Here is a 14,130-nt window from a genome sequence, read left to right on the forward strand (position 1 = left end):
TAGCAGAAACCGTATCATTTAGATAGATTGAAGTAAAAACATACGTTTTATGCAGCTTACTCTTTTATAATAACTACTCCTGTAATCCATTTTATAATTTGCTGTGTTAGAAAGACAGGCTTTAATCCGTATTTTTTAGCTAGAGTCATTCAGCATAAAATGTTGTAATCCTGTATTGTGCAACGATTCAAGACATGATATCCTGTATACAATATTAAACCAAGTGGAAAAGAGGGATAAACCCATGGCTGAAATTTTAATTCGCAATACCAATGAACGAATTAGCGGTGAGGAACAAGTCCGTGAATTTTTGGAAAGTCACGAAGTCCTGTATGAACATTGGGACGTTTCCAAATTGTCCGGGGAGCTGCAAGAAAATTTTATACTAACAGATGAGCAAAAAGCCGCTGTTCTCCAAACCTTTGAACCTGAAATCAAGAATTTGGCCGCGCGTCGCGGATATAAAATATGGGACGTTATCACCTTATCTGAAGCAACACCAAATCTGGACGAGCTGCTAGCCAAATTTGAACAAATTCACACCCATACCGAGGATGAAATCCGTGCCATCGTTGCCGGCAAAGGTATTTTCATCATTAAAGGTCCTGAAGAGATTGGCTACTTCAATGTAGAGCTTTCACCGGGTGACGTTATTTCTGTACCTGAAAATATCCCTCATTTCTTCACCTTAATGGAAAATCAGAAGATCGTCGCAGTCCGCTTGTTCATTGAAGAGAATGGCTGGATTGCCGAACCTTTTGAAGATCCGTCATTTATTAAAGCTTAATGCGAGCTTATCCTATTGTAGATAAAACAACTCCCTCTACTCAAAGCACACTGAGCGGAGGGAGTTTTTAATACTCGTTTCTATGGAAAAAGCTCTTCATTTATTACTTTAACGATTGAATAATTCCATCCAATTCAGACAGATGCTTGATTTCAAACTTTGGCTTGATCTCTGTCGTATTGGTTTTGGCGTTTCGGTTCAACCACACGGAGTGCACACCAGCTCCCAAAGCCCCTTGAATATCAGTTGTCAGCTTATCCCCTACCATTAAAGCATGTTCTGGCTTGATACCAAGAAGCCCTAAAGCATGCTGGAATATAGACGGATCAGGCTTTCCTTTACCAAACGAACCTGAAATGACAACATGATCAAAAAAAGGCGCTAATTGAGGTACGCCATCCAGTTTTTCCTGTTGTAGGTCAGGGGAGCCGTTTGTCAACAATAACAGCTTGTAATGTCCTTTCAAATGCTCCAGAATTTCAAATGTTTCTTCATATACATGGGGACGTGCGCGTCTTTCGGCAGCAAATTGGGTAGCCAGCTTTTGTGCCAGCTGCTCATTATCTATTCCTAGCTGCTGAAGACCTCTACGCCATGACTCGTTGCGATAAACAGGAGCCAGTTGTTCCAACTGACGGAACTCAGGCTGCTCACCTGCCGAAAAGTTCGCCCATAACCCTTCAAACGGATTAATGCCGATCATCTGAGTAAAACTAAAGGTCTCATAAGACTCGTACAAAGCGCGTGCTTCCTTGCGGACTGCTTCCTCCAGAGCCTTCGGATCAACGCATGCTTCCCGGGAACCTGTCTGGCATGCTGCGTCAAACGCCTCTTCCACACTACGTTCATCCCACAAAAGCGTATCATCAAGATCAAACATTACCGCCTGAATCGCCATCTGAATTATCCACTCTCTTTCCATGTTATATGTAACACCTGTTGTGCATAGTTACGTCTCACAAGCATTCCGATATGATGTGCCCACATTAAGCAAGTGGCCGCAACGTGTTATATGAAATAACATCATGCGGCCTTACATACAGAGCTACAGGTGATATCTGTTATTTCTTCTCAACCTGCACCTGATTGGATAGCGCAAACTTCTCAAGTCGCTCTGCAATGGCATCCGTGTCATAGCGACCCAATGTTTTTGTTAAAATAAAGTTGCCGCCCTTACCTTTTCTTTCAATCGTTACGTAGCCCTTTTCAATCTTAATGGCTTTCATATCCTCAGCCGTCATGGGACGTTCTCTGCCGCCTTTTAGCATATACAGCGTATTCTTCCCGACCTTCAAATAAGGACGACGGATGAAAAAGATAACAGCCAGCATCAAGTACAAGCCGAATACAAGCCAATCCATTCCTCTCATACCGGTCTTGGTTAGAAAGTAACTCATCAGCATGTATAATACGGCAAGGCCAGCCAGCATGATAGGCACAGTAATATTACGGCCGCGGAAAATATCCATTGCAGAACCCGTACCGCTAATGGTTTGCATGCCTTGTTTTTTGCGCGTTTTGTTTAAATGCGCTGTGTTTTTGCGTACTTTTCTTTCAAATGATCGGGCCATCTGTCAATTCCCTTCCCATATATATTGCATCAAAACGTTTGCTTGAAAGCAAATCTATATAGATACCGCGAAAGATACCTAAAAACAAAAGTCAAATTATGCAGGTCAAGTCGCTCTGGCGACATTAATGCTTAAGCCCGCCATTACCCTTTGGCGTATCATCGTCCACAAATTCAATCGTTTCAAGCTGTTGCCGAAAATTACGGCGAATGTTACCTAAATAAATTTCCCGAAGATTGGCACGCTCTGTAGTTTCTTCTTCCGTCAGTCCCTCGGATTTTGCTTTGCGCGCTAATTCATTGATGCGCTGTACCAAGCTGTCTATATCCAAATTATGTCCCCTCCATAAAAGCAAAGATATAATACACTTTGACATGTAGAAAAGAGCTTGTCAAGGTTCCCACATCACGCCCCTAACAAGCCCTAACGGTGTATAGATCAGAAGTACGGAAGCTTGAGCACCTGACCTGCCTGCACTCCCCGATCTTCCAGCCCGTTAATCCGTACAATTCCTTCTATATATACTCGTGTATCCATTCGTTCCGGTTTATGTTTGATTGCAATCTGCCACAATGTGTCCCCAGGCTGTACTGTCAGCTTGGTTACCTCTACCTTCGGAACTGAAGGTGCTGCGAAAACTGTCAAAACGCCTGCACCTGCAATCCAAACAACAATAACTAGAATGAGAAGCTTAAGTAAGAGAGTATTGGTAATCATCTGTGCAATCAATTGTAAAAATCCTTTGCTCCCTTTCTTTTGATTCTCCTGCATCTTTTCTAAATTCATCGGAAAAATACTTTGATATGTGCTATATCTCATCATTGGCTGCGTCCTCCAAACGTTTGTTCTTATGTTTTTTCACAATATAACACGAACGTTTGTTTTGTTCAATAGACAATAGAACAAAAGTTCGCAAATATTTTTAGGGATTATTTAGAACTTATGTTTGTGCGAACGGAGGTTCTATGCTATAATTTTCCCAAACGTTACTAAATGGGGTTGATACGGTATGTCTAAGATTTCGAGCCGCCAGCAGGCCATTCTTGAATTTATCCGCAATGAAGTGCGTCTAAAGGGCTATCCCCCTTCTGTACGCGAAATAGGCGAGGCTGTCGGATTAGCCTCCAGCTCTACGGTTCACGGTCATTTGGATCGTTTAGAGAAAAAAGGACTCATCCGTCGCGATCCAACGAAACCACGGGCCATTGAGTTACTTGGCCAAGACGAGGCGGATAATAGCAACTTGATTAATTACTCCATTAGTCGTGTTCCCGTTGTCGGTAAAGTAACTGCCGGTCTTCCTATTACGGCGACAGAAAATATCGAAGATTACTTTCCTCTTCCCCAACATTTTGTTGGTGAGGATAAAATATTCATGTTATCTGTTGTAGGCGAAAGCATGATTGAAGCTGGTATTGCTAACGGTGACTATGTAATTGTACGTCAGCAACAAACTGCTGATAACGGTGACATTGTTGTAGCCATGACAGATGAAGATGAAGCAACGGTTAAAACCTTCTACAAAGAAAAAGATCATATCCGGCTTCAACCAGAGAATCCAGCCTTTGAACCGCTTCGCCTGAAGCATGTCAGCATTTTGGGCAAGGTTGTAGGACTCTTCCGGGACTTCCACTGATTTATCACTTTTTCTTCCCCGTTATTTTATCCACTACCTCAAAAACCGGCTGCCTAGGGCAAGCCGGTTTTGTATTGATTTCATGTTCATCTATGTAACTAATAACTATTATTTCCTTTTCAGCAAGCTATGGCTTTGACCATTTTATCAGCTTTAAAAATCCTCCCTCTTTCAAAGGATTGTTCACTCATTTTATACCTATACGTTTTTTTTATAAATTCTTAGAATCATAGGTATTCGCTTCTTTTTGCTTTTAATAGATTTATGCTTATACATTACTAGCACTATTGACATATGTATAAAGCAGACCTAAGCAAAGGAGACATGCCAGATGATCAGAAGTAAAGTCAAAACATATAAGCAGCGCATCGGAAAAAACCAATATCTGATCGTTAAAGTCTTTCAGGCTACGGCTGCTAAAGCAAAGAGCGGTAATGCCTTGGCTACCAATGCATTGAATATCAAAATTTCCAAGCGCAAGCGTAAAGATGAAGACGGGTAAGTTTAGACCATACCTTCATTATATTTGAAGGGAGGTGATATGATGAGCAGAAGAAACAGAAGAAGAAGATTAAACATCCGTTCCAATCAAAGAGCCAACGCGCGTGCAGTAGGTAACGCGCTGGCTATTAACCTGTTTAACGTAAATGACGGACGACGCAGACGTTAATAGCCGTTGTCAGCAAAAAGCGGGAAGGATTCTTCCTGCTTTTTTTATGTCACACGATCCACTTTGCCACAGACTTCTCATGCTACTGCTAAAATGTATCGTCCTTCTTCGAAAAAATCCCTCAACGCTCAGAGCGCTAAGAGATTTCACATTTTAGTATGGTATCATATTGATCGAGTGCCCATTTCCACTTCCTTCTAAAAAGGAACTCAAGACAGTCCAAATAATTAGTTCTTTTCTTTTTTCTTCAACTCTGCTGGTACTGGCTTAGCTCCAAATATTGTTTTTTCTTTTTTGGTTGATTCATCAGCGTATTTACCCAATTTTACATTCAATAATCTTGCCAATTTCATATCCATTTACGTTCACCTCCTCTCCATAAAGGCAGAATACTGAAAGATTGTACAACACAAGATAGGGATATTATGGATGATTGTACGAAAAAATTCAACATGCAAATAAAAATACATATTAGTTTATAATATTTGTGATTCTCAGTCTTATTAATATAAATAAAATGATTCGGTGCATAAGCAATAAATATCAGCAATGAGCAAACATTAGTAATTAAAATTACCGACAAACTCAGGGGAATAAAAGGAATGATGGTGCATACTATCGTTGTAAAAAAAACACAGAAATTGAGGTTGGAAAAATGAATTCCTCCCGAGAATCTTCTAATTAGCATCAGGCTTCCAAGAGCCAATAATGCTCCGAAAAAATGTCCTGTAAACCATCCTATAATGGAAACAAAAATTATCGTTGAGATTTCAGTAAGTTTTATTGCAAGCGCATATTCCATCACCTCTAAACTTGTTGGACCATCAGGATCAGATCTCTTTATTTCTGCCGCGATGCGCCTGGATAGCGCTTCTAGCATCCTCATAATCCCCTTTCTCTGAAAAGAAATAAGATATACCGAATGTTAATAAAGAAATGGAAAGAAGACCTATTGCAATAGAATTGTAGAGCATGTATAAAGTTATAGAAATAGTTATAGCAGATATTATCGCACCAAAAATCAACATTTTATTTAAGGAGGAAGAGTAACTTTTCCCTCTCAGGAAATCATGCGGAGGTTGTACGATAAATGAAAATCCAAAATTATATTTGCTCATTAAAAATGAAATTAAAAAAACAACAACAATGGAAAACAATTGTATAAAGTAAATGGAGAGTCCATCAGTATCTTGTATTACCTCAGGCTGGGCTATTCCAAAGAAATTTGCAAATAAAAATACTATGAGTTGCAAGTTTATATATGCCGTCAACCCAGCTCCAGTTGAGAAGGCTGCCAAATGTGTTTTGATTCCCAACCCAAACCTAAAAAATATAATCATAAAAATATATTGTAGTGGCAAATCTAACTTTGGCATCCCAACAACTACTCGCATCAAATAGGAGAACAAAGCTATAACTACTGCATAAATAAGTATTCTTTTCCGATATTCCCACAGAGGTAGCATATAAAGCTTCAGGACCAAAGTAACAGATGCTATGGCATCAAACACACCGAGTAGGATATACAATAAAGCAGATAACAAATGAAACACCGTCCTTGAATTAGGCTTCTACTATTGTATATTTAATTTTCGGCGTATGGCAATGCAATTAACCGTACAATTGGAAATATTTATGATATATGTAAGGTAAATATTTTCTATAGATGCAGATATAATATCCTCCAGCTTAATCCAACTAAAATCCTCTTCCCAACGTGACAGCTTTACTTCGCATCTAGTGGTGTTGATTACTGTTATGTTGCCACACAGTTCCTCGGCATCATCAAATGAATCATAACTCGTTCCCCTGTCATGCTGACCTTTCTTTTGTTCGATTTGCTCGCTTGCTGCTTCTGGATAGATTATCGGTTGAATGGATGATTCGCATCTATCATCTGACTACACTTGAGTATGAATCAATTCAAACTACATAATCTGGTTAATCAGCAGGCCTGTTTTGGCAAAATTTGATTCAAGTAATTGGAAAATCAGTTATAGAGGCTGATTATAGTAATGGTAAGGAGAAAATTAATTATAGAGTAGCCGAAGGCAGCGAGGATATTAGCGGAGTTTATAATAATTATAGTCAAGTTTCCAAGCAAGATATAAATGGTATTCAAGTCACATTAAAAGGCGAAAACTTGGTAAATCAAGCGATGTGGACGAGATATTCGAGTACATAATAATAAGGACTCCTATCGGTTACAAACCGCTAGAGTCCTTATTTACATCTACTCTAAATTTAAACTGCTTACGGAAGAAATAAGATCCGTTAATCTTAATTGATGTGGCATTATCCAACAGTTCTTTTCACAAATTAAACCCAAATTGATTTAGTGATTATAACCAACAGAATAAAGAGCACCAAAATTGCTGCTGTAGAAGTCCATACACCGCCGCCGCCTTCATAAGCACCCATGGCCTTTAACCTCCTTTATTTGTTGATACTCTAATATATGAATAAATGCATTCTGTGACAGGGCGTGTGGGTAAACAAAAAAATACCCTACCAGCCGAAGCCGATAAGGTATTCACTCGTTTTCTAATAGTTTTATCATCCTTAGTCATTCCAGTGCTAATTCGAACAATCCCCGTTACTGACAATCCCGCTAGGTCTACAAAACCCAATAAGCGCAACAACTATTATGGAAGGAATTGCCATGCATACGGTAAGAACTTAGTTAACCAAAGAGCAGCGAATAGTGTGGCTATGCTCACGAAATTAAATCCAACATGCTTTAGTAATTATGACCAACAGGATAAAGAGCACCAAAATTGCACTCGTCGATGTGAAAGCACCACAATGTTTGACCTTATGCTCATGTCCACATTCACTCACATAAACTCCTCCTTTTTTTTAGATACTGTACACAGTATGTGTTATTAAAGAATTTGACAGGGCTAAACGGCAATTTGCAAAAATGACGGTGGAGTCCAAGAATCTTTATAAAAGAATTAATTTCAAGATGATGACCAGCAAAATGAACAGTGCCAAGATCGTAACTATCGATGTCCAAACTTTTTCGGCAGCCTCTCCGCCACCTTTTTCTATTCTCCTCACACGTAACGCCTCCTTTGTTTACTCTACAGGCTATGCGAGGTATTGCTTAGGAAATGGACTTCTAGGTAAACAAAAAAACACCCCATCAGCTTGAGCCAGCAGGGTGCTACGATGCTTTCCAATTTATACGGTAAGTATTATCCGTAAAAATTCAACTTGTATAGTGTATCGCATTTGACGTTGTTGAAACGGTATGCATAAAATCACACCTTATTTCATCAGTTCTTCCGGTGGTTCTGGATTATAAACGAACGCTAAGCTGGCTACACTTACAGAAAACATGGCAAGAGCAGCCAAACTTGTTGCAAACGTTGAATAAATGTATTTCTTCACATTCTCACCTCCTTATAAGAGTAATGCTTTGAATCAAGAAACTTATCGCTAGTATAGACGAGGCGAATACCAAGTTTGTTCCGACCAGTAATACAGCGATGGTTTTTAAGAGCGGGTAATAACGTTTAGGAATACGCGACTGCTTTTCAATCCCTGACGGAGCATAGATTAAAATCAGGATTATACTTAATATCGTTGCACCAATGCTCAATTTGTAGCTAAGAGTAAAAAATGATAGTGCGGTACATACGATAGATGTAACAAGTACGCATCCAATACCTGTTTTTAGATGTATCCCGCCTGTAATTTGTCTGAGTATTGCGAACATGACTAACATTAAAGAGGCTTCTTTAACCTTGCCTGTAAACAACGCCGCACCCATGGTCAAACAGACAATAAAAACAACATTCAGAACTATGGATAATGAATGCTTTAACACAGCTACCGACGCCGGATGATCAGGGATTGTAGATTTTATATGAGTTGCCATTCTCAAAGCCAAAGTCTCAATCATCCTCAAGTTCTTCCCTTTCTTTTTTGAGCGCATAATATAAAAATAAACCAGCGGCCATAGAGACATATAGTATCATCAGAAACAGATCATTATAATAAAACATGAATGTTGATGCCATGAGCGATCCTACTATAAAAATAATAACTAGTACATGTTCCCACTTTAAACGCAAACGCTCAAAATCCGCGATGAAGCCAATTTTAAATTTTAACAATACAAATGATATCGCAAAAACCGAAGCGCTCGTAATGGCTTGCAGCAAAGACCCTTGAGCGCTATTTTGTAGATCAGCAGTGTCTACGCCCCCAAAAAACAACCCTATCATTATTGCTTGAACAAGCGTGTACAAAAACGTCCCTGTGATAGAGATAATCGCAGCCCACAGTATAGGCACCCTGACAACTGTCGTTATAAGTAATATGTACAACAATGTGCTTATAGCAGGAGCCAAATAGGATAAAGACATTTCCTCTCTTAAAATGTAACTTTGGAGATTCATAACAAGACCTATGAACAAAGCCGGCAACATATACTTTACAGCTTTTAACCTAAAAATAGAAAGCATAAGCGTTAATGCAGCCATTGTTTCTACAGTTGAAAACAGCAAGAACCTAATAGGCTCCCACATAACACATATCCCCTTCATGTAATTGGTAACAAACACACCTTAATACTACATTTTCTACCAATTCGAGGCAATCCAATTACCAATATAAATGGAATATTTTATGTATTATGTGAGGTATTTTTTTACGATGCAGATATAATATCCTCCAGCTTAACCCAACTATAATCATCTTTCCTGCGAGACAGCTTTACTTCACGTCTAGCAGTGTTGATTACTGGTACAATGATGCCACGTAGCTGGGGAGTCAGCAAATATTTATGATTTTGAAGTCTATGGAACTTTAGCGACTGGTCCGATTAACTTAACTGCAAATGCTCAGCAAAATAATATTTTACTTAGTTGGAACACCATTGAAGGGGCAGAGAGTTATACACTCCAAAGATCTTTGGTATCCGGCGGTCCATACGATAAAATCACTAGCAATGTTACTAATGCAACGTATACTGACACCAATATTAGGTTAGACACAACATATTACTATAGAGTAACGGCTATTTCTAACGGCAATGAGGCTCAGGCATCAAATGAGGTTTCCGCGATTGTCCATAGTAGTTCTAATCCTAGTGAACCAGAACCCAAAGGGAATCGTGCCATCCTTACTATCACTTTAACAACTGGTTTGGAAAAAGAATATGATCTCTCAATGGAGGAAGTGGATGCCTTCATGAATTGGTACGATGCAAAAGATGCCGGTACCGGCCCCTCCAAATATGCGATTGATAAACACAATAACAACAAAGGACCATTCAGCAGCCGTAAAAACTATGTGATCTTCAATAAAATACTCACGTTTGAAGTAAGCGAGTATTCAACTAAATAAACAAGAAAGGACTCCTTATTGGCTACAAACCAGCGGAGTCCTTTTTCACATCTACTCTAACTTCAAACTGATTACGCAAGAAATACGATCCATTGATCTTTACGGACTGAGAAGTGTACTTCTCCACTGGTCCGCCATAGTCCACAACCTCTATCAAATCATCACTTAACGGCTGTACTGCATACACTCCTACCCGACTTAATGCAGCTGAAAATAGTTCGATATCCGATTTTAGCACTATATATGTATGGTTCATGCTGATCACGATCCCAGCCTTCTAATATGACGATATGTTGAGTTTCATATAGTTAATATGGGACATGGAAAACTATTTATTAGGTAATAGTTTCTTTTTCCTGTTAATAGATTCATGCTGATACATCGCTATCGCCACTGGCATATAAATAAAGTATACCTTAGCAGAGGGGGTATGCAGATGATTCGAACTAGAGTAAAAACGTTCAAACACCGTGTCGGTAAAAACAAATTTCTGGTCGTTAAAATCTTTCAAGCTGCAGCTGCTAAAGCAAGGAGCGGTAATGCCTTGGCAACCAATGCACTGAACATCAAAATATCCAAACGCAAAAAGCACCACTAAGACCATCCGTACCTTCATTTCCTATGAAGGGAGGTGATTTCCATGAGTAGAAGACATTCCAAACACCATGTGAAAAGAAAAAACTTATCGATCTGGTCAAAACAAAAAGCGTTCGCGCGTGCACAAGGCAATGCGCTGGCTGCCAATTTGTTCAACGTAAATGTCAAAAAGAAAAAACATTAATAATGTTTTCAGTGGGGCAAAGGCATTGCTCCATTTCAAATCTTTTAGCAATAATTTCACGAAAAGAGCCTAAAAATATTCCCCAGCCGACCATGTAAGGTTGGCTGGGCTTTTTGTTATTCGAGTATTTCGTTTTTTTGAATAAAATATCCCAATAACTGCAGCTACTATTATGACGGAATCCGCCATGTAATCGGTAAGAACTTAGCTAACAAAAGAACAGCGAATACTGTGACCGTTGCGAAATAGCCTAGCGTTCATTAGATCAATTTTTTACCATCCTTAAAAAGGAGCCAAGTGAAGCGGTATTATTCAACAGTTCTTTTCACAAAATTAAACCCAACATGCTTTAGTGATGATAACCAACAGGATAAAGAGCACCAAAATTGCCGCTGTAGAAGTCCACATACCGCCGCCATATGCACCTGTGCCTGCACCTTCATATGCACCCATGTCTCTAACCTCCTTTACTTGTGGTACATTTTAATATATGTATAAATACGTTCTATGACAGGGCATATTGGTAGACAAAACAAAGGCTCGCACCAGATAACCCGATAGAGCCTAAGAATCTTTATCAATGGATTAATTTCAAGATGATTACCAACAAAATAAACAGTGCCAAGATAGCAACTATCGATTTCCAAACTTCCCCGACATTTTCTCCACAATCTCTTTCCTTTCCCTTCACACGTATGCCTCCTTTGCTTACTCCACAAGCTATGCGAGGTACTGTTTAGAGAGTGGACTTCTAGGTAAACAAAAAAACATCCCTTCGTCTGAAGCCAGTAGAGTGTCAAGACCCCATTTTATAGACACTGAAAAAAGACCCTAGGCTATAAGCTGCTTCCGATACTCTTTCGGAGGCAGCTTATTTAACTTTCGTTGTGGTCGACTTTGGTTGTAAAATCGAATATATTCTTCTATTCTTCTTTGTGCCTCAGCGAGAGATGCTGATTCGGGCGCCAACCTTTGGCAGCATGTCATGGTACGTATGGGACGTGCACTGGAATCCCTGGTTGCTGTAAACGATGAGGCCAGTCACGTCTTTTTGCTGTTGTTTTAGCAGATTTTTCGCCACACGACCTTTCGTAGAAGAAGCATAGTTGCAGCGACGCTTTAGGCGAATTTGTGAGCGGAGCCTCTACCTTGGTTTCAAACGTATACTCATTAAACTTTGTTCCTTTTTTCGCTGGGATAAAAAATGCACCCCCTAGATTTCATCGGATAAACCAGGGGGTTATTCCAATGTCTATTCTAAGGGGTGCACTTCACGCGCCAGCAGGGTATTTACTTTATAAGTTTATTCCGTAGTAACAGGCGTTTGTTCGGGTGTTGCTAGCGCGGGAATAGACTCGGGCTCAGACTGAACAGTAACAGAAAGCGCCACATCGGCTGTTGCTTGTGCTAAGAAATCATTAAGCTTTGCAGCCAGACCCGATACAGCTTCCTTAACTGCCGCTTGTCTTGCCTCTTCACCCGGCTGTGTTTCGGTAGTCAACACTGTCTTTATCTTGGGCTTATATTCCAAATATACCTTTTCAATAGCTGCCCTAAGCTCCACGACCGACACTGTAATACCTTGCTCGGTAAGCCGTAGTGTGGCATACTGTAAAGCCTCCTGAAGCTTACGTTCTCCTCCGGCCTGCTTAAAAGCTGTTTGAGCAAAAGCGAAAGCCTCTCCAGCAATTTTATGAATTACTTCACGTTGTGCTGCCGTGGTACGAGCATCAAGCCAGGCATTTACTTTTACCTTCACTGTATTCAGTCCAGCTAAAATAATGGTTGTCAGTACACCTATAGCTGCTGTAGCAATGGTACTTACGTATGGTTGTACATTTTCAATAACAGTTTGAGTTTGCATGGTTATTTATCCCCTTTCGTTTTCAAAGCAGCAATTTTTGATTTTGAATCCCAAGACACTACAGCTCCGTATGCCTCAGCAATCGGGCGCAGCTGCACATATGCCTTTCCGTCCACCAACTGAACGGATTGAAGCTTACTGCCGTTTAAATATGCCTCTTTATGCGTGTTATCCCACTTGAAACCCAATCCCAAGCCGTTCGCTAACTCGCGCAGCGGAACGTAGGTCTTTCCGCCAAACAGTAGCGTCTTACCCGCATTCTCTCCGTTAATCTGGAATGATCCATCCGTAACAGTCGCATGCTCTTCTTTGGATACGGAAGGATTCATATTGAACCATGTCCGTAATTCGTCCACCGTGCCGTCAAACTCATTCAGGTCCACATTTCCTTTAATTCCATTCACCTTGCCGCTATCGCTGTATTGCCATAAATCCCAGCGCTTCCATGTCGTGGTATCATTGGGCACACGCGTGCTATAGCGTGCGATCCACAGCTTATAGCTACCCAGCGGAGCTTTGAAATGGGCAGCAAAGGCGTTGCCCGTATATACCATCGGCTTGCGGCCGCTTACCTGTTCAAACTCCGTTAAAAATGCGAGTGCAACCTCGTGAATCGCGGCTGAGCTAAGTCCACCCGGATTGTTTTCATAATCCATCACCGCTGGTAAATCCAGCGTTTTTGCGCCGCCCACCTGATCCAGCACCTCAGCGAAATGCCTTGCTTCCGCTTTTGCTGCGTTGACACTGGTCGCATCTACAAAATGGTAAGCTCCCAGCAGAATCCCGGCTGCTCTCGCACCTTTTGCATTCGTAATGAATGTTGGATCAACGTATCTTTGTCCTTGACTTGCCTTAATAAAGGCAAACGATATGCCGTCTTCCTTCGCTGCCTTCCAATCAATCTTTCCCTGATAACGGGATACATCTATCCCTTGCGCGTTACCTTTTTTTCTTGCTTGCATTTTCTCCGTCCCCTTCCTTCTCACCACTTTTACTTTTTAGAACCTCTACAGCCTGCCGGATAATTGATGGGACAGGAGCACCAATCCTACCGCCGTTTTCAACTATCGACAGCAATTCATTTGCCAAATAAAAGTAGGTGACCGCATCCCGGAATAAATGCGAATCGCCTAAGACTCCATCTATTAGGTGGGATACTGCTACCATTGCAAAAATAAATACTTTTTGTGCGATACCAATAAGACCGATCTTACTTTTTAAACCAGGTCCGGTGCCCTTCTTACCTTCTACACCAGCTGCAATTAATCCAGTCACATAATCAATTATTGTAAATGTAAGAAGTGCAGCCAGAGCAAATGACCATCCTCCAAAAAGATACGTTATCGCGCTCCCACCAAAGGCAGCGCTAAATTTATAAATCTCCGACTTGTCCACTTGCCTCCCCCGTTTCTTTTTACTCAATATAAGGCGAAAAGCCATAAAAATAGCGCACTCAGAAGAGC

Annotated in this window: 25 protein-coding genes and 1 pseudogene; 7 read left to right on the forward strand and 19 right to left on the reverse strand. The window is 40.5% G+C overall.

Annotated elements, in window-relative coordinates; translation table 11 throughout:
• Positions 1-244: 244 nt before the first annotated feature.
• Entirely contained in the window at positions 245-787 is a 543-nt protein-coding gene (locus tag WG8_RS13080) for a 1,2-dihydroxy-3-keto-5-methylthiopentene dioxygenase (RefSeq protein ID WP_007430660.1), read from the forward strand.
• Positions 788-890: 103 nt separating this feature from the next.
• Here WG8_RS13080 and WG8_RS13085 read toward each other — a convergent pair whose 3' ends face one another.
• From WG8_RS13085 to WG8_RS13100, 4 genes are all read right to left on the reverse strand, one after another.
• Positions 891-1,709, reverse strand: coding sequence for an HAD family hydrolase (locus WG8_RS13085; RefSeq protein WP_007430661.1), 819 nt, complete (start codon positions 1,707-1,709; stop codon positions 891-893).
• Between the two features lie 139 nt (positions 1,710-1,848).
• Positions 1,849-2,358 carry a hypothetical protein gene (locus WG8_RS13090; protein ID WP_007430662.1) on the reverse strand — a complete coding sequence of 170 codons (510 nt, stop codon included), beginning with the start codon at positions 2,356-2,358 and terminating at the stop codon, positions 1,849-1,851.
• A gap of 124 nt (positions 2,359-2,482) precedes the next feature.
• Complete coding sequence (locus WG8_RS13095; RefSeq protein ID WP_007430663.1) at positions 2,483-2,689, reverse strand: DUF896 domain-containing protein; 207 nt, start codon at positions 2,687-2,689, stop codon at positions 2,483-2,485.
• 107 nt (positions 2,690-2,796) lie between these two features.
• The gene (locus WG8_RS13100) at positions 2,797-3,177 is read right to left on the reverse strand and encodes a LysM peptidoglycan-binding domain-containing protein (RefSeq protein WP_043891062.1); all 381 of its coding nucleotides are present in this window, start codon (positions 3,175-3,177) and stop codon (positions 2,797-2,799) included.
• Between the two features lie 190 nt (positions 3,178-3,367).
• Here WG8_RS13100 and lexA point away from each other — a divergent pair, with 190 nt between their 5' ends.
• From lexA to WG8_RS29320, 3 genes are all read left to right on the forward strand, one after another.
• Entirely contained in the window at positions 3,368-3,994 is a 627-nt protein-coding gene (gene lexA, locus WG8_RS13105; protein WP_007430665.1) for a transcriptional repressor LexA, read from the forward strand.
• Between the two features lie 331 nt (positions 3,995-4,325).
• Positions 4,326-4,496 carry a hypothetical protein gene (locus WG8_RS27395; RefSeq protein WP_007430666.1) on the forward strand — a complete coding sequence of 57 codons (171 nt, stop codon included), beginning with the start codon at positions 4,326-4,328 and terminating at the stop codon, positions 4,494-4,496.
• 42 nt (positions 4,497-4,538) lie between these two features.
• On the forward strand, positions 4,539-4,664 hold the full coding sequence (locus tag WG8_RS29320; RefSeq protein WP_007430667.1) for a hypothetical protein: 126 nt from the start codon (positions 4,539-4,541) through the stop codon (positions 4,662-4,664).
• Between the two features lie 227 nt (positions 4,665-4,891).
• Here the strand turns inward: WG8_RS29320 and WG8_RS29325 are convergent, their stop codons facing one another.
• From WG8_RS29325 to WG8_RS13120, 9 genes and pseudogenes are all read right to left on the reverse strand, one after another.
• The gene (locus tag WG8_RS29325) at positions 4,892-5,023 is read right to left on the reverse strand and encodes a hypothetical protein (protein ID WP_007430668.1); all 132 of its coding nucleotides are present in this window, start codon (positions 5,021-5,023) and stop codon (positions 4,892-4,894) included.
• Complete coding sequence (locus tag WG8_RS26530; protein ID WP_157136328.1) at positions 5,014-5,544, reverse strand: accessory gene regulator ArgB-like protein; 531 nt, start codon at positions 5,542-5,544, stop codon at positions 5,014-5,016. The genes WG8_RS29325 and WG8_RS26530 overlap by 10 nt, the downstream gene beginning before the upstream one ends.
• A complete protein-coding gene (locus tag WG8_RS13110) occupies positions 5,495-6,208 on the reverse strand; it encodes a hypothetical protein (RefSeq protein WP_043891052.1) in 714 nt (237 codons plus the stop codon). The genes WG8_RS26530 and WG8_RS13110 overlap by 50 nt, the downstream gene beginning before the upstream one ends.
• A 117-nt stretch (positions 6,209-6,325) precedes the next feature.
• A pseudogene (locus WG8_RS29525) lies at positions 6,326-6,463 on the reverse strand (YolD-like family protein); the annotation flags it as partial.
• A gap of 520 nt (positions 6,464-6,983) precedes the next feature.
• Positions 6,984-7,085, reverse strand: coding sequence for a hypothetical protein (locus WG8_RS26540; RefSeq protein ID WP_007430669.1), 102 nt, complete (start codon positions 7,083-7,085; stop codon positions 6,984-6,986).
• A 525-nt stretch (positions 7,086-7,610) separates the two neighbouring features.
• On the reverse strand, positions 7,611-7,727 hold the full coding sequence (locus tag WG8_RS28435; protein ID WP_232289104.1) for a YjcZ family sporulation protein: 117 nt from the start codon (positions 7,725-7,727) through the stop codon (positions 7,611-7,613).
• A gap of 210 nt (positions 7,728-7,937) precedes the next feature.
• The gene (locus WG8_RS26545; protein ID WP_007430670.1) at positions 7,938-8,060 is read right to left on the reverse strand and encodes an AgrD family cyclic lactone autoinducer peptide; all 123 of its coding nucleotides are present in this window, start codon (positions 8,058-8,060) and stop codon (positions 7,938-7,940) included.
• A gap of 4 nt (positions 8,061-8,064) precedes the next feature.
• A complete protein-coding gene (locus WG8_RS13115; protein ID WP_043891053.1) occupies positions 8,065-8,574 on the reverse strand; it encodes an accessory gene regulator ArgB-like protein in 510 nt (169 codons plus the stop codon).
• Positions 8,567-9,202 carry a hypothetical protein gene (locus tag WG8_RS13120; protein WP_198286455.1) on the reverse strand — a complete coding sequence of 212 codons (636 nt, stop codon included), beginning with the start codon at positions 9,200-9,202 and terminating at the stop codon, positions 8,567-8,569. The genes WG8_RS13115 and WG8_RS13120 overlap by 8 nt, the downstream gene beginning before the upstream one ends.
• A gap of 385 nt (positions 9,203-9,587) precedes the next feature.
• Here WG8_RS13120 and WG8_RS13125 point away from each other — a divergent pair, with 385 nt between their 5' ends.
• Positions 9,588-10,022 carry a hypothetical protein gene (locus WG8_RS13125; protein WP_052310866.1) on the forward strand — a complete coding sequence of 145 codons (435 nt, stop codon included), beginning with the start codon at positions 9,588-9,590 and terminating at the stop codon, positions 10,020-10,022.
• Between the two features lie 22 nt (positions 10,023-10,044).
• On the opposite strand, the gene WG8_RS13130 is transcribed toward WG8_RS13125, so the two are convergent.
• Positions 10,045-10,278, reverse strand: coding sequence for a hypothetical protein (locus WG8_RS13130; RefSeq protein WP_043891064.1), 234 nt, complete (start codon positions 10,276-10,278; stop codon positions 10,045-10,047).
• A 180-nt stretch (positions 10,279-10,458) separates the two neighbouring features.
• Here WG8_RS13130 and WG8_RS27400 point away from each other — a divergent pair, with 180 nt between their 5' ends.
• Positions 10,459-10,620: a hypothetical protein gene (locus tag WG8_RS27400; RefSeq protein ID WP_007430673.1), complete on the forward strand. Its 162-nt coding sequence runs from the start codon at positions 10,459-10,461 to the stop codon at positions 10,618-10,620.
• Positions 10,621-10,662: 42 nt separating this feature from the next.
• Positions 10,663-10,803, forward strand: a complete 141-nt coding sequence (locus tag WG8_RS27405) for a hypothetical protein (protein WP_007430674.1) — start codon at positions 10,663-10,665, stop codon at positions 10,801-10,803.
• 333 nt (positions 10,804-11,136) lie between these two features.
• Here the strand turns inward: WG8_RS27405 and WG8_RS26550 are convergent, their stop codons facing one another.
• The 5 genes from WG8_RS26550 to WG8_RS13145 form a co-directional block, all read right to left on the reverse strand.
• Entirely contained in the window at positions 11,137-11,256 is a 120-nt protein-coding gene (locus WG8_RS26550; protein WP_007430675.1) for a hypothetical protein, read from the reverse strand.
• Between the two features lie 378 nt (positions 11,257-11,634).
• On the reverse strand, positions 11,635-11,790 hold the full coding sequence (locus tag WG8_RS29530) for an IS3 family transposase (protein ID WP_411829297.1): 156 nt from the start codon (positions 11,788-11,790) through the stop codon (positions 11,635-11,637).
• A gap of 316 nt (positions 11,791-12,106) precedes the next feature.
• Complete coding sequence (locus WG8_RS13135; RefSeq protein WP_007430676.1) at positions 12,107-12,667, reverse strand: phage holin, LLH family; 561 nt, start codon at positions 12,665-12,667, stop codon at positions 12,107-12,109.
• A 2-nt stretch (positions 12,668-12,669) separates the two neighbouring features.
• Entirely contained in the window at positions 12,670-13,629 is a 960-nt protein-coding gene (locus WG8_RS13140; protein ID WP_007430677.1) for a GH25 family lysozyme, read from the reverse strand.
• On the reverse strand, positions 13,607-14,107 hold the full coding sequence (locus tag WG8_RS13145; RefSeq protein WP_411829298.1) for a phage holin family protein: 501 nt from the start codon (positions 14,105-14,107) through the stop codon (positions 13,607-13,609). The genes WG8_RS13140 and WG8_RS13145 overlap by 23 nt, the downstream gene beginning before the upstream one ends.
• Between the last annotated feature and the right edge of the window lie 23 nt (positions 14,108-14,130).

It is taken from the genome of Paenibacillus sp. Aloe-11 (assembly GCF_000245715.1).
Taxonomy (GTDB): Bacteria; Bacillota; Bacilli; order Paenibacillales; family Paenibacillaceae; genus Paenibacillus; species Paenibacillus kribbensis.